Source organism: Pseudolactococcus insecticola (assembly GCF_011170065.1).
Taxonomy (GTDB): Bacteria; Bacillota; Bacilli; order Lactobacillales; family Streptococcaceae; genus Pseudolactococcus; species Pseudolactococcus insecticola.
Genome location: NZ_BLLH01000002.1, coordinates 168,302 through 185,718 on the forward strand (window position 1 = coordinate 168,302; position 17,417 = coordinate 185,718).

Sequence of the window (17,417 nt, forward strand, 5' to 3'; positions counted from 1 at the left end):
TTTTATTTCCTTAATCTAACTTTTGGGATGATGATTTTGACTGTTGTGCCTTTGCCTTGCGCGGAAATCAGCTCAACATCACCACCTAGAGACAGCGTGCGCTCCCTGATATTTTTCAGACCCTGACTCGCCGTTTTCTCCTCGCTCGTACTTGCGTCAAACCCGACGCCATCGTCCCTGACGACCAGCACCAAAGTCCCCGCTGTCTCCGTAAAACTGATGTAGATATTTTGCGCCTTGGCATGCCGAAGCGTATTTGAAAGTAGTTCCTGCGTCATGCGGAAAATGTTGTTCTCGACGGTTTTATCGGCTTTGATATCTGCAACGTTAGCAGATATTTTCGCTGAAATTTTGGCTTGTAGTTCATCTATGAGTGACTTCAGACCTTCTGTCAAGGTCTTATCAGCAAGCTCTGACGGCCGCAAATGCAAGAGCAGCGCCCGCATCTCATCTTGCGCTTCATGTAAGATTTTCAGGGTCAGACTAGCTTGACTGGCGACTTGCGTGCTTGTCAGCTTTGGATTATCGACAACAGATGACAAGATCATCGTCGCTGCAAATAACTCTTGGCTGACCGAATCATGCAACTCACGTGAGATTCTGATGCGCTCAGACTCAACAATAGCCGCACGGTCAAGCTGTTCTTCTGATGTCAAGCTCTGCAGTTCTTGTGACATGACCTTGACACGCTCTGACAAGACTTGTAGATCTGGCAATTGCACAGGTTCATTGCTCAAAATCTTGTCCACATCTTGCGTGAGACATCTGCGTTCTTCATTTACTAAAACGGCTAAAAAAATCGTGAAAACAAGCGTCAGAATCGCAGTCACAACTGTCACAAGCCAGATGGTTTTGACGTCCAAAAGTGGCACATTTAGCAGGCGCAAAAGCCCGATGACACCACCAAACATGATCAGAAACCAGGTCACAAAAGTCGCAACGACATTTTTTTTCATGATCATATCAGCCTAACCTTTGACCACTTCAACATTGCCACGACCAACATGAACTGTAATCCGAACACGCTTATCAGAGGCACCAAACTCATCACTCATATAGCGCACGTGCTCAGCGTTGACCTTGGTCAGCTCATCAAAAATCTTGACCACACCAGATAGTGCCGTGACGTCTAAGATCACAGCCACGTCATCTGGTACAATAATTTTCGTATTGCCGGAAGCTTTTTTGATAGCGATGTCATTACCCGACGGCCTAAAGTTGGTATAGGCAAGGTCAATGACATCATTGCCTGAAAATCGTGATACAGCGTCATCAGAACCATTTTCAAAAATCTTCCTGCGTTCAAACTGACTGGGCTCATTTGTGTTACCATTAACCGAGTGATAGTCCGTTGACGGATGAGATTTCCAAAAAAAAATCCCGACAATCAGCGGAAATAACAAGGCAAGCCAGGTATAACCATTTGCTACAAACATGATCAGCGCAACAATGCCAAAGCCTGCTGAAATTTGGCGCAAGACCTGCTGCGCCATCCAGTTTCTCACTTTAGTCGAGAGGTAGAGCATGAACAGGCTGATTGCAAGCACGACCATAAAAAAGGGACTTTTCAGCAAAGACACACCTAGTAGTGCGACCAATATAATCTCAACGATAACCAATAACTTGAATTTTCTCATATCTCTATTTTACCATGTTGGGGCATAAAAAAATCAGCCATAAGGCTGAAATTTCATAATTTATCGAATGCCGAGTGCAATACGCGCATAGCGACTCATCTTGTCAACGCTCCAAGCCGGATACCAGACTAGCTTAACGTCAATATCAGTGACTTCAGGCACTTCTTTGAGCACATCGTGAATCTGATCTGTCAAGATATCAGCCAGAGGACATCCCATAGTTGTTAGCGTCATCTGAATTTCAGTGCGCCCTGTGTCATCAAACTCGATCGCATAAACCAGACCAAGATTGATAATATCCACGCCTAGCTCCGGGTCAATCACGCCCTCAAGCGCTGATAAAATCCGATCCTTAATCTTTTCAACTTCTACTGCTGTATAATTTGCCATATCTGGTCAACCTTTCAATTCTTCAGTAACCTCATTTTATCAAAATTTGCGGATTTTGACAAACATGTTTAACTGATTAAAAAATGACTGCCACATTTATCAGGACAGTCATTTTATGTGAATGTTTATTGTGTCACCATGACACGCAAAGTTTCGTCAATTTTTTCTGCTGTTTTACGGCCTTCACGAATCCCCCAGATAACAAGTGATGGACCACGTTTTGCATCACCTGCAACGTAAACTTTTTCGTTATCTGTTGTATTGTCATCAAAGACTTGATTGACACCAAAGCCTTGGAAGACTGATTGTTCTGCACCTGTGAAGCCCATTGCAAGCAAGACCAAGTCAGCTTTGAGTGTTTCTTCTGTACCCTCAACAGGTTTGAAACCAGGACCTACTTGAACCGTTTTGATTCCGATCAATTGACCACGTTCTGCGCCAATAAACTCAGTTGTTGACGTTGCATAGCGTGTCAAGTTGATATTTCCTGCTGCAATAGCTTCTTCTTGACCATATCCTTGACGAGCTGTCATAGGGTATTCAGGCCATGGATTTGTCGCCAAACGATCACCTGGCAATTGAGGTGTGATTTCAAGCTGTGTCACACTTGCTGCACCCAGACGAACGGATGTGCCGATACAGTCATTACCTGTATCACCGCCTCCGATGACCACAACATGTTTACCTTCGAGTGATTTCCGCATTGTTTTATCGCCATTTGACAAGACAACTTTTGTCACGTCTGTCAAGAAATCAACTGCAAAGCGTACACCACTGAGTTCACGACCTGGCACTTGCAAATCACGTGGGACGCTTGCACCAGTTGCAATAACCACGCGATCGAAATCATTTTCAAGTGCTTCAAACGTGATGTCTTTTCCAATTTCAGTATTGGCAACAAACTCGATACCAATCTCGCGCATCACGTTGATTCGACGCTCAACAATGTCTTTATCAAGCTTCATGTTTGGAATGCCGTACATGAGTAAGCCACCAAAACGGTCACTACGTTCAAATACTGTCACGTTATGACCGAGTTGGTTCAAACGCCAAGCTGCAGACAAGCCTGCAGGGCCTGAACCGACCACCGCAATCTTAAAGTCAGTGCGTTCTTTTGGCATACCACTTTCAGCGACCCAACCGTTTTCAAAAGCATTATCAATGATAAAACGTTCATTATCATGGATTGTTACACCCTCACCGTTGAGCCCCTCAGTACAACCTTTTTCACAAGGTGCTGGACAGACGCGACCAGTCATTTCAGGAAGCGGATTTGTCCGTGACAAGCGATCAAACGCTTTTTTAAACTCACCACGGTAAACAAGGTCATTCCACTCAGGAATCAAATTGTCATTTGGACAGCCTGAAACCGCACGACCACCGCCGTAAAATTCACCTGAATGACAAAATGGAATGCCACATGCCATACAACGTGCTGCTTGTTCTTGACGGTCTTCAACGCCAAGCGGTACTTGCAATTCTGCAAAGTCCAAAACACGCTCTGCTACTGGACGGTAAGGATTATCCTTACGCTTATATGTCATGAAACCAAATGGATCTGCCATGTTTATTTTCCTCCAACTTTAACTTCAATCAATGCAGCCTTTTCACTTGCAGGCGTTGACATTGCTTTTTCAAATGTTTCCATTTCAAGTTCTGCGCCGCTCAGGCCTGTTTCAGCCAAACGATGCTCAATTTCTTTAATTTCGTGGAATTCTGTTGGGTAGACTTTGACAAATTTGTCAACTGCATTATCCCAGTCAGCAAGCAATGCCTTTGCTTTTTCAGAATCTGTATATTTCGCGTGATTTTCGACCATTTCTTTCAGGACTTCATCACCACGTGTTTCGCCAACTTTATACAAGTCAACCATTTCCATGTTCACTTTATTGGCAAAGTCGCCTTTAGCATCGTAAACATATGCGACACCGCCACTCATACCCGCTGCAAAGTTTTGACCAGTGCTACCAAGGATAACGGCTAGGCCACCTGTCATATACTCACAACCATGTTCGCCAACACCTTCGACGACGACTTTGGCACCTGAGTTACGTACGCAGAAACGCTCACCCGCACGGCCACGGAAGTAAGCCTCACCACGAACCGCACCAAAGAGTGAGACGTTGCCGACAATCGGAGATGCTTCAACATTGAAACCAGCATCAACTGGCGGTTTGACAATGACACGACCACCTGAAAGGGATTTTGCAATATAGTCATTGGCTTCGCCGATTAGCGTGATTTCCATGCCTTGTGTTGCAAATGAGGCAAATGATTGACCCGCAATCCCAGTATATTCATATTTCAACAAGCCTGGTTCAAGCGCATAGTTGCCATATCGCTCAGCAATCCACCCCGCCATACGGGCACCTGCGGTACGTGTGACATTGTTGATAGATTCTTTGATGACAACACCTGTACCGCTGTCAATGGCCGATTTTGCAAAGCCATCAAGTTCTTTCCATTGACGTGCTTCGACAAATGGATCAACAACTTTACGCTCGATTGGCATTGCTGACACGTTTTGACCAATCATACGGCTAAAGTCAAGCGATTTTGCTTTACCTTTTGCGATAAACTTAGGTTTCAAAACTTCAGCATGACCAATCATCTCATCAACTGAACGGAATCCAAGTTCAGCCATGATTTCACGCAGTTCTTGTGCCAAATATTTCATGGCATTCACGACATGCTCTGGTTTACCTGCAAAATGCGCACGGAGTTCAGGATTTTGCGTGGCAACGCCGACTGGACAAGTGTTAAGTGAGCAAACACGCATCATGACACAGCCAATTGCAACAAGCGCAAGTGAGGCAAATGAATATTCTTCAGCACCAAGCAGCGCAGCTACGGCAACGTCGCGTCCTGTCATGAGTTTCCCATCAGTTTCGAGGGTCATGCGTTGACGCAAATTGTTTAGGCTGAGTGTTTGATGAGCTTCGGCAAGTCCCATTTCCCATGGCAGACCTGCATCACGTGCAGAATTGCGCGGTGATGCCCCAGTACCGCCATCATAACCTGAGATGACAACCTTGTCAGCACCTGCTTTGACACAACCTGTTGCGATTGTCCCAACACCTGTTGATGACACAAGTTTAACGTTGATTTTCGCATACGGATTGATGGCTTTGAGGTCATAGATCAATTGCGCCAAATCTTCGATAGAGTAAATATCATGGTGTGGTGGAGGTGAAATCAAGGTCACGCCCGGTGTTGAACCACGGATTTCAGCCACCCATGGGAATGCTTTCCCACCTGGTAACTGGCCTCCCTCACCGGGTTTTGCACCCTGCGCGAGCTTGATTTGTAGTTCTTCAGCGCTCATCAGATATTCCGCATTGACGCCAAAACGGCCTGAGGCGATTTGTTTGATTTTTGAGTTGAGGTTGGTTCCATCAGCTTGTTTATGGAAGCGCGCACGGTTTTCGCCACCCTCACCAGAGTTTGATTTTGCACCGATAGAGTTCATAGCTGCTGCGATTGTTTCATGGGCTTCTTTTGACAATGACCCAAAACTCATGGCACCAACTTTGAAACGTTTGACGATATTATCAACTGGTTCCACTTCTGACAAGGTAACAGGCGTGCGTTTGTTGTCAAATTCCCAGATGTGCCGCAGGTTTGACGGTGTTTCGTCAGCTTCTTTATTGATCTCAGCAGAATAGGCTTTGTAAAGGTCATAGTCCCCTTGACGAATCGCCTTTTGGAAATTGTAGATTGTTTTAGGGTTGAAAATATGGTGTTCACCGTCAGCTTTGAACTGGTATGAACCGCCTGATGGCAAGGTTTCATGGCTACGTGGACCATAAGCAAAGGCGTAGCGTTCTAAGTATTCTTCTTCGATTTGCTCAAGGCTGAGACCGCCGATACGTGTGACCGTGCCACGGAAATATTTATCAACGACATTGCTTGAAAGCCCAACCGCTTCAAAAAGTTGTGCCCCTTTATAGCCTGAAATCGTTGAAATTCCCATGCGGCTCATGACTTTGATGATGCCCTTTTCAGCTGCTTTTCTAAATGACTCAGCTTTATCAGACAAGTTGTAGTCTTTGAGTGTTTCATAGGCACCATACGGGTGGATGGCGCTTGCGCCGTAGCCCACAATGGTTGCAAAATGGTGCACTTCATTGACCTCAGCTGTATCAACAACAATTGAAAACTGGCTACCTTTGCCTTTTTCAACCATATAGTTATAAAGTCCTGATGTCGCAAGCAAAATTGGCATTGGCATACGGCCTTCAGCCTGGTCGCGGTCACTCAAGATGATGATGCTCGTACCTTTATCAACGGCTTCTTCAACTTTTTTGAACATATCAACAAGGGCATGTTCCAAGCGGTTTGGCGTATCAACCGTCACATCATACAAGGTTGAAATGATCTGTGATTGATGTTTTTTATCTTTAACAGAGGCGATTTTTTCAAAATCAGCGGTCGTAAGCACCGGACTGTCAAGTTTGAGTTTGATACAGTTTTTGTCATTGTCAACGCGCAAATCACCGTCACGACCGAGATAGACTTCTGTTCCCACGACAATTTTTTCACGAATGGCGTCAATTGGCGGATTGGTTACTTGGGCGAACTGCTGTTTGAAATAGGTGAACAGGGATTGATTTTTATCTGACAAGACAGCAAGTGGGCTGTCATAACCCATTGAAATCGTTGGTTCTTGACCATTTTCAGCCATTGGAACGATAACGGTTCTGATGACTTCTTCAGTATAGCCAAAAAGTTTATGCATGGTCTTGCGGTCAGCTTCAGAAATCTCATCAAATTTAGCTTGTTCAGCGATTTCATTGATATGAAGGAGATTTTTAGCCAGCCATTTTTCATATGGGTATTGGGCTGCATAGTATTTTTTGACTTCTTCATTGCGCAAAATCTTGCCGTTGATCGTGTCAACTAGCATCATGTTACCTGGTCCAAGCACGCCTTTTTCAACGACATTGCTCGGTTCAAAATCAACGACACCAGACTCTGACGAGCAGACGATAAAGTTATCCTTGGTGATGCTATAACGGCTAGGGCGCAAACCATTACGGTCAAGACGTGCGCCGACTGTGTCTCCGTCAGTAAAGACAAGCGCAGCAGGGCCGTCCCATGGCGCCATAAATGATGACGTGTACTCGTAAAAGGCAGTCAGCTCAGGTGAGAGACCAGCCTCATCGCCCCAAGCTTCAGGGATCATCATCAAGAGCGAATGCGGAATATCACGGCCATTTCGATAGAGGTATTCCATACAGTTTTCAAGTTTCGCTGAATCTGAATTTTCTTCGTTATAAATCTCGATTTTATGTGACGTCATCCAGTTTTCAGCGCCACGCAAGGTATTGATTTCACCATTATGGGCAAGAAAACGAAACGGCTGTGCACGGTCCCATGACGGGAATGTATTGGTTGAAAAACGTGAATGTGTCAGTGCGATCGTTGATTTAAAGTCCGGGTCTGATAGATCAGGGAAAAATAAACGGACTTGGAAAGCATGCAACATGCCTTTGTAAACAATTGTTTTGCTTGATAATGAACAGATAAACATCTCGGATGTTGCAAATGTTTTTTCCAGTTTGCGACGCAGACGGAAAAGGCGATCTTCAAAATCACGTCCTGCTTGACTATCAGCAGGTTTTGAGATGATAAATTGCACAAAGGATGGCATGATAGCTTGTGCACCTGGACCACAATTATCAAAGTTAAATGGCACGTCACGTGTCAATAAAATTTGGTAGCCATCAGCTTGGATCTCTGCAGAAATCGACTTTGTCAGAGTTGCCTTTTGAATGGCATCTTTTGGCAAGAAAAATTGGCCAACTGCATAGTCTCCTGCTGTCAGTGTCACGTCAGAAGCAGCGCCAACTTTGACAAAAAAGTCATGCGGCATGGCAAAAAGGGCACCTGCGCCATCACCAGTATCAGGCTCAGCCCCCGTCCCACCACGGTGGTTCATACGTTCCAAGATAGTCATCGCATGGTCAACCAACTCGTGCGTAGGAACGCCGTCGATTTGGGCGATAAAGCCCATACCACAGGCGTCAGACTCAAAAGACTGGTCCCAGAGCGTTTGTTGTTTCGCTTGTAATTTATCCATTTGTTCATCCTCTCACAGATAATGTCAAAAACCTTTTACTTTTATTAGGTTATCAGACAAAAGATATAAAGCTATTTTACCAAATTTTGACAGGAAAATCAAGTGAATTTTCAGAAAATTCATTATCTTTTTCTATTTTGCGGTTACGCCGTCAATTTGACAAAAAACAAGCAATCCACATAATTACTTGTTTTATATCAGTTTACTTTTAAGTTAGTCTTTTGAGTTTGTAATCCCCATGATTCGCAAGATTGAGATAAACAGGTTGATGAAGTCTAGATAGAGACTGAGCGCCATACTGACTGCCCAACCGTCTGACACATTGCCACCTGCGCTGTGATACAGGCGCTCGATTTTTTGGTTATCCCAAGCAATCAGACCTGAAAAGACGACAACTGAGATGATCGAAATGATGAAGTTCAACCCGTTTGAGCCGACAAATAAATTGACCACACTTGCGATGATGATGCCAATCAAGGCTGCAAACATGGCTTTTCCCATACCTGATAGGTTACGCTTAGTCGACTTACCATAGGCTGATAGGGCAAAGAACATACCTGCTGTAATGGCAAAGGCAATCGCGATGCTGCCCAAGTCAAAGTAAGCCAAAGTAAAGGTCAAAGTAAAGCCGTTTAGCGCTGAAAAGCCGATAAATGCAGGCAATGCCATCGGCGAATTTTTAGCCGATAACGGCGTCACTGCAACGACTAGTACCATTTCCAAAATCCATAGCACGACAAGTAGCCAAGATTTGCCCGTCAGAATCGCTGAGATGTTGTCCGCAAATAATGTCAGTGTCAAAAAGGCAACAACTGCACTGACTGCGATGCCCATACCAACGAGCGCATAGATTCGTGCGAAAAAGTCAGCCAGAGAAAACTTCCCTGTATTTTGATTGCTTTCAAAAATTTGATTAGCCATTTAAATCCTCCGATGAAGTTGATGTTGTTGGAACATTTTGATCTTTCAGGGGCGGCTGTACAAGGACAATAGCATCCGCAATCCGCTCGTCATTTCTGACAATTTCGATGTTGATTGTCACAAAATCTTTATTCGTATCAATCTTGATAATCTCAAAATTGAAACTCAGCAAATCGTTGCGAAAAATCTTCTCGATCAGATTGAGATTGACATTGACCACGTGGCTACCTGGCCCTGGCAAATGTTTGTTAATAGTTGACGTGATAATGCCAAAAATCAGTGCTGTAGGCACGACTGGCTTTGTCAGACCAAGTTCCTTAACATAATCATACTGCGAATAAAGTGGATTGTCATCGTTCGTAAGACCGAGATAGAGCAAAATTTCACGATTTTTGATGGTTTCAGACAAACTAAACGTCTCGCCCTCGACCAATTCGTCAATGGTTTTCCCAATTTTGATGTCTTGATTTTGCAAATTCATTAACTTAGTTTTTCTTTCTTCATCTGTTTACTGTGTTTGCGGTGTTTCCACTTCATTTTCATGAGCTCACGCCATTCTTTGATAGCCACATAATCGTCGACAAAAGTCACCACAAAACTTTCTTTGTAGCGTGGTGGCGCAATGGTTGCACCCCACATGTGTTTGATGATGATGTCTTTTTCAAGTTTTGAGATGTGCGTCAGCTTTTTGGCATTCTGATAGGCAATGCGTGGGTGCACATAGGCATGACTTCCCTCGTCAAACTTGGTTTCGCGCCAGTCATAGTAAAAAAGGTCATGCAAAAGTCCCGCACGCGCCGTCGCTTTTTGATTCCAGCCAAATTTTTTGCTGATTTTATAGGACGTGTAGCTGACATTTAACGAATGCAGCAGGCGTGTCGAGATGTAGTGATGGGTAATATCGTTTAGTTTTTGGAGCTCTGGCGTATCAAGTAGGCCGCCCACATAAGACATGTACTCAGCGTCATGGAGCCAAGGAAAATCTTTTTTATTCATAACTACATTATACCACTATTTCTTAAAAGCGACTAAATTGTCTCGAAGTGCTTGAAAAATTACTTCATTTTCTGCTAACGAATAACTATTTGCACCACTTGCCAAGGGATGACCGCCACCTGCGTGCTGCTTAGCAATCTGATTGATCGTAACCACTTTTGAGCGCATTCTGACGCGATAATGACCGTCAGGCTGTTCGACAAAAATCGCCCAGCTTTCTATTTCGCGGATTTTTCCCGGTGCTGACACAATGGCTGACGTCTCAGAATCTGTAATATCATGCGATTTCATAAGGTCTTGTGTGATGACAATCCGTGCTGCACCTTCTGGCGCAATCTCAAGATTCTCATAGACATAGCCTTGTAAACGTGCGATTTTCATGTCAAAACTATCTATTTCACGCATGAGCCCTGCACGATCAAAGTCATGCTCAGCTAATTTGGCTGCTGTATAAAGCGTTTTGGCCGTCGTTGCAGGATAGAGAAAACGACCTGTGTCACCAACAATCCCTGCATAAAGTCGTTTAGCCGCTTCGTCAGAAACCTGCAACTCATTTTCAAAGGCGAAGTTTGCGATAATCTCTGACGCAGAACTTGCTGTCGTATCAACCAGACGCAAATCTCCGTAGGCATCATCGTTTGGATGGTGGTCGATTTTGATCAGAAAATCACCCGTTTCATAACGCGCATCATCGATTCGTGGCGTATTTGCCGTATCCGTCACGATGACTAACTTACCAGAAAAATCATGTGCTATGACCTCGTCCATCTTGCCCATAAATGCTAAACTTGGCTCGTCAAACCCCACCGCCGAAATCTTTTTTTCTGGAAAATTTGTGCGCAAAATATCACGCAAGCCCAGCTGACTCCCTAAAGCGTCAGGATCTGGATGCTGATGTCTGTGGATGATAACCTCATCATACTGTTTGATTTTTTCTAAAATGTCTTGCATGCTTGCTCCTTTTCGCTATTAATTAATCTGCACCGTCACCAAAACCTTGCTGATAATCTGATAATCCAGATAAACTTCAAAGTCAATGGTTGCACCAAGTCTCGTCTCACTGATAATCTTTGGATAAACTTCAAGCTCATCATCAATGGCGACAGCGCCCATGAAATAAATGTTCATGGACTCAATGATAATATTTTTATTTTTGGTCTTTGTCATGACGCGCCCTGAAATACTGCTGATAATTTCAGCTAGCATCCCATTTGCAATATTGCCGACATTATTCATCATAAAGGGCTCGACCGTAAAAACAAAGTAGGATTGGACTTCGCGAATGCTGCGAGCCACATCGTCTGTCAGCGTATGTGAAAACTGACTTTGTTCTGACGACTCCTGCATGCTGCGCAACATGTCAGACTTACTGATAATCCCCGCATAAGTACTGTCAGAATTAACCACGGGCATAATGTCATAGCCGTCAAAAATCATCTTCTGACTGGTTGAGGCGACAGTCATCTCAAAGCGGGCAAGTTTTGGATTGCGGGTCATTACTTTGTCAATAGTCGTGCTATTTTTTTTGCCCGTCACATCCCGCATACTGACTACGCCAACAACAAGCTTGTGTTGATTGATGACAGCAAATCTGGATTCGTTTGTCTTTTTGACCAAGTCCAGATAATCCTTGACCGTTGAAATCTCAAACAATGTTGGGGCGTGGCTTTGATAGACGTCTGCTACCGTTGTGATTTCTTTTTTGATCAGTTCATTTGACAGCGCCCGATTGATGCGGCTCGCCACTGTAAAGGTATCAAAATCCGTCCGCAGAACTGGAATAGCTTGCTGATTGGCATAGTCTAAAACCGTGTCTTCAACATCAACGCCACCCGTGATTAGCACCGCATTTTTTTCATGCAGGGCAAGTAGTTGAATGTCTGTCCTGTCACCGACAATCAAAAGTCCTCCTCGCGTCAGATATTTCAGCACGTTTTCCTTTGTCATCGCGGCAATGGCGAACTTGCTAAAAGCCTGAGTCAGCCCTTCTTCACCCGCCAAAACCTCAGCACTTGCGACTTTAGCAATCTCACCGAAAGTCAGCGTTTCAATCACGCGCTGCTCCGCTGTTGCAATCCGCGTCGTACCCGAACGGTCATTGATTGAGACAAGACCGCGTGCCTGTGCTTCTTTGATTGCCCGATAAGCTGTGCCATCAGAGACTTTAAGACGGTTGGCAAGCCCCCGAACACTGACTTTTTTACCAATGTCCAAATCGTCAATATAATCTAGAATTTCTTGATGTTTACTCATTTTTTATGACCTGCAAGTTTTCTATATCGCTTGAATGTTCTGAGGATTTTCGTGTATTGATTGAACGCTTTGTAGCTTTCGGAAAGGTCGTAGCCGGATTTTTCAGCGACTTTGATTGACCCTAGATTTTCAGCATCTGCTACGATATCAAGCTGATACAAGCCAAACTCACCCAGTGCAAACTCACTCAAAGTCCGTACGGCTTCTGTCATCAGCCCCTCCCCCCAGTAAGATTTATTGAGCACATAGCCAAGCTCACCAGTCCGATTTTTTTCATTGAGCTTAACAAAATCAATCGACCCAATCATCTTGCCACTGGATTTGAGGACTATCGCCCATTTTCCCAAAGGCGCCTTCATAAACAACATAGCAATGCTGTGACGCGTTTCAGCTATATCTCGGTGTGCCGGAAAAATGTAGCGCAGATTTTCAGGATTTCCCGCATAATCAAACATATCCGCAGCGTCTGTCATGCTAAAGGGCCGCAGCAACAAACGATCCGTCTCTATGGTTGCGTAAGTCGCGAGATTTTCGTATAAATTCATAGTTGTATTATAGCACAGTTTCACCCAAAAAGTCCTAAAAATGTTCCTATTCTGCCGCATTTTTTATGGTATGATAGTCTTATGACTAACTTGGATAATCGTATCGAACGCGCCTCTTGTGGCGAATATCGTGTCAACCCCGATGAACAAAAACTGTATCTGAACACTTATCGTGAGCGAGTGTTGCTTGCCGTCACCTTTTCTGACGCTGAAAATACCTTGCTCAAACCACATTTCGACCAAATTCTTAGCAGTTTTGACGGGCAATATGACAAGGTTTCTGTTAAAATTTCTGGCAATCTCCCTGATGCGCTCAGTGCTTTCTATCTAAAAACTGCTGACAATCACCAGTTTAGCGGTCAGATCCTGCTAGATTCACCATCAGATGTCTTTGGCCTTGTCATTCACACGGATCACGCAGTCAATCTTGAAAAAATCAGCTTGTCAGAACGCTTCCCTGAAATCAGGCTAACAGATGCTACTTTAGATGATAACCCTAAAAAGAAAAAAGGGTTTCTTGAAAATTTATTTGACTAAAAAATCCGACATCAGCTGATGTTGGATTTTTTCATTTATTATCGTTCTGACGGGACAGTCAAGTCAGCAACAGCCACGCCTTCAAGCTCTAAAAGTCGGATTTTTCTATCAATACCGCCAGCATAGCCTGTCAAACTGCCATTTTGCCCGACAACGCGGTGACAAGGCACAATGATAGACAGAGGATTATGTCCCACAGCCCCACCGATTGCCTGTGCTGACATACTGACTAATCCTCGTTTTCTTGCAATCATTTTTGCAATGTCTCCATAAGTCACAAGGCTGCCATAAGGAATCTCACGCAAAAACTGCCAGACTTCTTGCCTAAAATCACTGCCAATCGGAGACAAAGGCAAGTCTGACGGATCAGACTGATCACCTGAGAAATACATATCTAACCATGCCTTGACATCAGCAAATACAGGCAACTCATCTGACGTCAGAACCGAATCAGGTAAAGTCGCACCAAAATACTTCTGATTTTCAAACCACAGACTGTTCAAATTTTTGCCATCACTCGCCAAAGTCAGCTGTCCCAATGGCGACTGATAAGTTGTTTTGTAATATGCCATCAGATCATCGCAGCCTTTCCATTTTTCAAAACAAAAAAATAAGGCACATAATAACCCTACTTAGGGCTGCTTGCTTCCGCATCTGACCCGCTTCGTAAACTTACTATTGCCTCGTAGACTATTATACCATAAAAATTATTTTTTGCGCCGATTTTTGAAAAAATTTTGCATGATTTCAGCACACTCTTTTTCTAAAATGCCAGATTCGACGTATAATCGGTGATTAAGCCGCGTATCTTCCAAAATCTGATACAAGCTCACAGCCCCACCAAACTTAGGATTGGTTGCCCCAAAATAAACCTGCGGTAACCTAGCAAGACTAATCGCACCCGAGCACATGACGCAAGGCTCAATCGTGACAAACAGCGCACAGTCAAGCAACCGCCAGTTTTTCACCACCTCATTTGCCGCATCTATCGCACAAATCTCCGCGTGGTGCGTCGCTTTTTGGTGCAGCTCGCGCGCATTAAAAGAACGCGCGATGATCTCACCATTTTTGACAATGACAGCTCCGATTGGCACCTCGCCATTATCTGCCGCTTTTTGTGCTTCCACCAAGGCCTCACGCATGAAAAAAGCCTTTTCTTCCTCTGTAAATGTAACTACCAGCGAATTATCTCTCTCAGCCACCAAACAGTTCCACGCTTTCGTTAATATAGTCGCCCCTTGAAATCTCGCCTGAATGCAATCGAATTTTGAGATCAAGATAAGCAAGTGTCGCCTCTATCTTTTCTTTTTCGGCTTCCATGTTCGCCTTGCTGTCCTGCAATATCTGCAAGTGAAAGTCATCATCTGTTGAGTTAAACAAGGCTTTGATTTGGCTGAGAGAGACACCAGCACGTCTGTAGCAGGCAATAGCGTGTAGGATATTTATATCTGACATCTCATACTGCCTGACGCCATTTTCATCGCGCAAAACGTGAACCAAACCTTCTTTTTCATAATAGCGCAGCGTATAGGCTGAAAAGCCGGTTAGCTTGCTGACTTCTTGTATTTTCATGTCGTTTGATCACTTTCTTTTATTTTTTTGAAAAAACGCTTGACTTAGAGTCACTCTAAGGTGATATACTGATTTTATCACGAAAGGAACTAAAAAACAAGATGACTGATAAACAAATTAAACTCGCCGCGCGCGCCTTTTTACTGAGCAATATCATGGTCGGACTTGAGGGCACGATCGTCGCAACCGCGCTTCCTACCATGATGGCCGACCTAAACGGCATCTCCCTCATGAGCTGGGTCGTTACGATTTACATGCTCCTCATGGCAATCACAGCACCCATCTGGACAAAACTCTCTGAACGGTTCGGCTTCAAAAAACTTTTCATCCTAGGCACCCTGATTTTCATCGCCTCATCACTCGTTGAGGGGCTATCACAGGACATGACCATGCTGATTTTGGCACGGCTCACCATGGGCATAGGTGCAGGCGCCATGCAACAACTGCCATTTGTCATCTACGGTGACATGTTTGAACCTGTCGCCCGCAGAAAAGCCTTTGGCAATGCGATCTCTGCCTATTCGATTGCGTCTATCATTGGCCCTGTGATTGGTGGTATTATCGTCGAAAGCCTGGGCTGGCGTTGGGTTTTTTTCATCAATATCCCGATTGGTTTTTTGATGATTGCCGTGATTCAGCGCAATTATTTTCAAAACTTCACAAAAAATACCAAGAAAATTGATTTTTCTGGTGCCACATTTCTCTCGATTACAGTGATTGCCTTTATGATTGCCCTTCAAACGCTTGGCAATCTCACAATAAACTACCTGTTTGTTGGTATTTTGCTTGCGATAACTGTGATTTTCGGCTTGCTATTTTACCGTGCTGAAAAACGTGCCTTTGATCCGATTGTGCCGCTTGACCTATTCAAAAATCGCTCACTCATGATGAAAAATGCGCTCATGTTTCTCCAATATGGTTATTTTGGCTTTTACAGCAACTATTTCCCAATCTGGGGGCAGGGCGTCATGGGCCACAAGGCGATTACTGCAGGCTTGATTTTGATCCCAGCCTCTGTCTTTTTAGTTGTGGGGACACGTCTTGCCAATCCGCTGATTGCTAAGTTTGGCGAAAAACTAACTGTCAGCATTGGTATGATTGTCATGATCCTTGCCGCAGCTAGTCTCGTCCTTCTGACGCATACCAATCCTGTCAGCTTGCTGTTTGTCATCGGTGCCGTTTTAGGGCTTGCAACAGGTATTGTCAACGGCACGACCTCTGTTGCCATTCAAGAAACCGTTCCAATGCAGCAGATGGGAGCTGCTACTGCACTGAACGCCCTTATTCGTACCATGGGCACAACACTTATCTTGTCAGGGCTAGCACTTGCACTCAATCAAACTTTTGCACGTTCTATCAAGTCAAATCACCACTTGACTTATGGTCTAATCAATAAAATTTCTGACAGTACCAAGTTGTCAGAAATCCCTAGTAATCTTGTTCACGCACTGCGCGGCACAGTTTTCTCAGGCCTACACACGCTTAGCTTGATAGGACTTTTGCTCCTCGTTCTTGCCTTGATTGTCAACCAACTTGACCCTTGGCAAAAGGCGAATGACTGACTAAAAAAAACAGGACATAGTGTGCTTTATCACACCATGTCCTATTTTCATTTTAGTCATTAAAATCCCAAGATTTATGGGGCTCTGCAAGTTCAGTCACGACTGTTTCTGCAGCTGTTTCGGCTTCTTTTCTAAGCGTTTCCAAATCACCAAACTGCGGCAGATGTGTCAGAACAAGCTTTTTCACACCAGCAGCCTTTGCAATCGTCCCTGCCTCAGTGCTTGACAAGTGATTGGCCATATTTGACTTGTCCGCAAAAAAGTAAACATCAGCTAAAAGCATATCCGCATCGCGTGCAAAGTCAATCAAGCCATCAAAATAGCCCGTATCTGCTGTAAATGCCAGCGTCTGACCCGTTTTTCGCTCGACAATGCGCATGGCAAAACACGTGACCGGATGTACCGTTTTTGTAAAGGTAATATCAAAAGGCCCGATTTTCTGCGTTCCTGCGACATCATAGGCGATACCCTCGCTAACATCTGCCAAAGTCAGCTTGTCAAACTCGTGCGAGTCAGCATCTTCATTGTGACCATAGATTTTGAGAATAGCGCTGTCCCAGTCAGGATCTGTCTTAGGCCAAAGCTGGCGATATTGGCGCAAAACACCAAGATCCGCAATATGATCCTCGTGATAATGGCTGATGATTGCAGCGTCAATGCAAAGCGGTGAAACTTCATGCTCTAGCTCTGTCACAGCACGACTCCCCGCGTCAATCAAGAGATTAAACCCTGAATTACTCGTCAAAAGATAAGATGTTGTCCCCGCATCACGCGCGGGATAGCCGCCCCAAACACCAAGTGCTGTTAATTTCATGATCAAATACCTCCATATCGTCTTCTTTTATTTTATCATAAAAAATTAAGTTTGAATTAAGTCATGTCGTGTATACTATGTTTATTCCTAAAATATTTTTTCATAAAT

At 44.3% G+C, this 17,417-nt stretch carries 17 protein-coding genes and 1 other RNA gene; 2 read left to right on the top strand and 16 right to left on the bottom strand.

The window, feature by feature from the left end:
- Positions 1-2 precede the first annotated feature (2 nt).
- From Hs20B_RS03070 to Hs20B_RS03120, 11 genes are all read right to left on the bottom strand, one after another.
- Positions 3-962: a sensor histidine kinase gene (locus Hs20B_RS03070; RefSeq protein WP_228407449.1), complete on the bottom strand. Its 960-nt coding sequence runs from the start codon at positions 960-962 to the stop codon at positions 3-5.
- Between the two features lie 6 nt (positions 963-968).
- Positions 969-1,637, bottom strand: a complete 669-nt coding sequence (gene liaF, locus Hs20B_RS03075; protein WP_228407451.1) for a cell wall-active antibiotics response protein LiaF — start codon at positions 1,635-1,637, stop codon at positions 969-971.
- A 60-nt stretch (positions 1,638-1,697) separates the two neighbouring features.
- Positions 1,698-2,027 carry a metal-sulfur cluster assembly factor gene (locus Hs20B_RS03080; RefSeq protein ID WP_172355504.1) on the bottom strand — a complete coding sequence of 110 codons (330 nt, stop codon included), beginning with the start codon at positions 2,025-2,027 and terminating at the stop codon, positions 1,698-1,700.
- Between the two features lie 125 nt (positions 2,028-2,152).
- Positions 2,153-3,592, bottom strand: a complete 1,440-nt coding sequence (locus tag Hs20B_RS03085) for a glutamate synthase subunit beta (protein WP_172355506.1) — start codon at positions 3,590-3,592, stop codon at positions 2,153-2,155.
- A 2-nt stretch (positions 3,593-3,594) separates the two neighbouring features.
- Positions 3,595-8,109 (bottom strand): glutamate synthase large subunit, encoded by a 4,515-nt coding sequence (gene gltB, locus Hs20B_RS03090; protein ID WP_172355508.1) that lies wholly within the window; start codon positions 8,107-8,109, stop codon positions 3,595-3,597.
- 213 nt (positions 8,110-8,322) lie between these two features.
- Positions 8,323-9,030: a Bax inhibitor-1/YccA family protein gene (locus Hs20B_RS03095; RefSeq protein ID WP_172355510.1), complete on the bottom strand. Its 708-nt coding sequence runs from the start codon at positions 9,028-9,030 to the stop codon at positions 8,323-8,325.
- Positions 9,023-9,511, bottom strand: a complete 489-nt coding sequence (locus tag Hs20B_RS03100; protein ID WP_172355512.1) for a hotdog family protein — start codon at positions 9,509-9,511, stop codon at positions 9,023-9,025. The genes Hs20B_RS03095 and Hs20B_RS03100 overlap by 8 nt, the downstream gene beginning before the upstream one ends.
- Positions 9,511-10,026 carry an HD domain-containing protein gene (locus tag Hs20B_RS03105; RefSeq protein ID WP_172355514.1) on the bottom strand — a complete coding sequence of 172 codons (516 nt, stop codon included), beginning with the start codon at positions 10,024-10,026 and terminating at the stop codon, positions 9,511-9,513. The genes Hs20B_RS03100 and Hs20B_RS03105 overlap by 1 nt, the downstream gene beginning before the upstream one ends.
- A gap of 15 nt (positions 10,027-10,041) precedes the next feature.
- A complete protein-coding gene (locus Hs20B_RS03110; RefSeq protein ID WP_172355516.1) occupies positions 10,042-10,977 on the bottom strand; it encodes a DHH family phosphoesterase in 936 nt (311 codons plus the stop codon).
- A gap of 18 nt (positions 10,978-10,995) precedes the next feature.
- The gene (locus tag Hs20B_RS03115) at positions 10,996-12,279 is read right to left on the bottom strand and encodes a DRTGG domain-containing protein (protein ID WP_172355518.1); all 1,284 of its coding nucleotides are present in this window, start codon (positions 12,277-12,279) and stop codon (positions 10,996-10,998) included.
- Positions 12,276-12,824 (bottom strand): GNAT family N-acetyltransferase, encoded by a 549-nt coding sequence (locus Hs20B_RS03120; protein ID WP_172355520.1) that lies wholly within the window; start codon positions 12,822-12,824, stop codon positions 12,276-12,278. Before Hs20B_RS03120 ends, Hs20B_RS03115 begins: the two co-directional genes overlap by 4 nt.
- 81 nt (positions 12,825-12,905) lie before the next feature.
- Between Hs20B_RS03120 and Hs20B_RS03125 the strand changes: the two genes are divergently transcribed.
- Positions 12,906-13,361: a DUF1694 domain-containing protein gene (locus Hs20B_RS03125; protein WP_172355522.1), complete on the top strand. Its 456-nt coding sequence runs from the start codon at positions 12,906-12,908 to the stop codon at positions 13,359-13,361.
- 38 nt (positions 13,362-13,399) lie between these two features.
- On the opposite strand, the gene Hs20B_RS03130 is transcribed toward Hs20B_RS03125, so the two are convergent.
- From Hs20B_RS03130 to Hs20B_RS03145, 4 genes are all read right to left on the bottom strand, one after another.
- A complete protein-coding gene (locus tag Hs20B_RS03130) occupies positions 13,400-13,933 on the bottom strand; it encodes a methylated-DNA--[protein]-cysteine S-methyltransferase (RefSeq protein WP_172355524.1) in 534 nt (177 codons plus the stop codon).
- Between the two features lie 32 nt (positions 13,934-13,965).
- Positions 13,966-14,051: signal recognition particle sRNA small type (ffs, locus tag Hs20B_RS03135), an RNA gene on the bottom strand.
- Positions 14,052-14,068: 17 nt separating this feature from the next.
- Entirely contained in the window at positions 14,069-14,563 is a 495-nt protein-coding gene (tadA, locus tag Hs20B_RS03140) for a tRNA adenosine(34) deaminase TadA (RefSeq protein WP_228407453.1), read from the bottom strand.
- On the bottom strand, positions 14,556-14,933 hold the full coding sequence (locus tag Hs20B_RS03145; RefSeq protein ID WP_172355526.1) for a MerR family transcriptional regulator: 378 nt from the start codon (positions 14,931-14,933) through the stop codon (positions 14,556-14,558). Before Hs20B_RS03145 ends, tadA begins: the two co-directional genes overlap by 8 nt.
- Before the next feature lie 101 nt (positions 14,934-15,034).
- Here Hs20B_RS03145 and Hs20B_RS03150 point away from each other — a divergent pair, with 101 nt between their 5' ends.
- Positions 15,035-16,495, top strand: a complete 1,461-nt coding sequence (locus Hs20B_RS03150; protein WP_228407455.1) for an MFS transporter — start codon at positions 15,035-15,037, stop codon at positions 16,493-16,495.
- A 52-nt stretch (positions 16,496-16,547) separates the two neighbouring features.
- On the opposite strand, the gene Hs20B_RS03155 is transcribed toward Hs20B_RS03150, so the two are convergent.
- A complete protein-coding gene (locus Hs20B_RS03155; RefSeq protein WP_172355528.1) occupies positions 16,548-17,309 on the bottom strand; it encodes an MBL fold metallo-hydrolase in 762 nt (253 codons plus the stop codon).
- Positions 17,310-17,417: the final 108 nt, after the last annotated feature.

Coding starts and splice junctions, on each gene's coding strand:
- Hs20B_RS03145 (WP_172355526.1), bottom strand. CDS start 14,933: ATGAAAATACAAGAAGTCAGCAAGCTAACCGGCTTTTCAGCCTATACG.
- liaF (WP_228407451.1), bottom strand. CDS start 1,637: ATGAGAAAATTCAAGTTATTGGTTATCGTTGAGATTATATTGGTCGCA.
- Hs20B_RS03100 (WP_172355512.1), bottom strand. CDS start 9,511: ATGAATTTGCAAAATCAAGACATCAAAATTGGGAAAACCATTGACGAA.
- Hs20B_RS03125 (WP_172355522.1), top strand. CDS start 12,906: ATGACTAACTTGGATAATCGTATCGAACGCGCCTCTTGTGGCGAATAT.
- Hs20B_RS03155 (WP_172355528.1), bottom strand. CDS start 17,309: ATGAAATTAACAGCACTTGGTGTTTGGGGCGGCTATCCCGCGCGTGAT.
- Hs20B_RS03120 (WP_172355520.1), bottom strand. CDS start 12,824: ATGAATTTATACGAAAATCTCGCGACTTACGCAACCATAGAGACGGAT.
- Hs20B_RS03130 (WP_172355524.1), bottom strand. CDS start 13,933: ATGGCATATTACAAAACAACTTATCAGTCGCCATTGGGACAGCTGACT.
- Hs20B_RS03105 (WP_172355514.1), bottom strand. CDS start 10,026: ATGAATAAAAAAGATTTTCCTTGGCTCCATGACGCTGAGTACATGTCT.
- Hs20B_RS03115 (WP_172355518.1), bottom strand. CDS start 12,279: ATGAGTAAACATCAAGAAATTCTAGATTATATTGACGATTTGGACATT.
- Hs20B_RS03150 (WP_228407455.1), top strand. CDS start 15,035: ATGACTGATAAACAAATTAAACTCGCCGCGCGCGCCTTTTTACTGAGC.
- Hs20B_RS03085 (WP_172355506.1), bottom strand. CDS start 3,592: ATGGCAGATCCATTTGGTTTCATGACATATAAGCGTAAGGATAATCCT.
- Hs20B_RS03095 (WP_172355510.1), bottom strand. CDS start 9,030: ATGGCTAATCAAATTTTTGAAAGCAATCAAAATACAGGGAAGTTTTCT.
- Hs20B_RS03070 (WP_228407449.1), bottom strand. CDS start 962: ATGATCATGAAAAAAAATGTCGTTGCGACTTTTGTGACCTGGTTTCTG.
- gltB (WP_172355508.1), bottom strand. CDS start 8,109: ATGGATAAATTACAAGCGAAACAACAAACGCTCTGGGACCAGTCTTTT.
- Hs20B_RS03080 (WP_172355504.1), bottom strand. CDS start 2,027: ATGGCAAATTATACAGCAGTAGAAGTTGAAAAGATTAAGGATCGGATT.
- Hs20B_RS03110 (WP_172355516.1), bottom strand. CDS start 10,977: ATGCAAGACATTTTAGAAAAAATCAAACAGTATGATGAGGTTATCATC.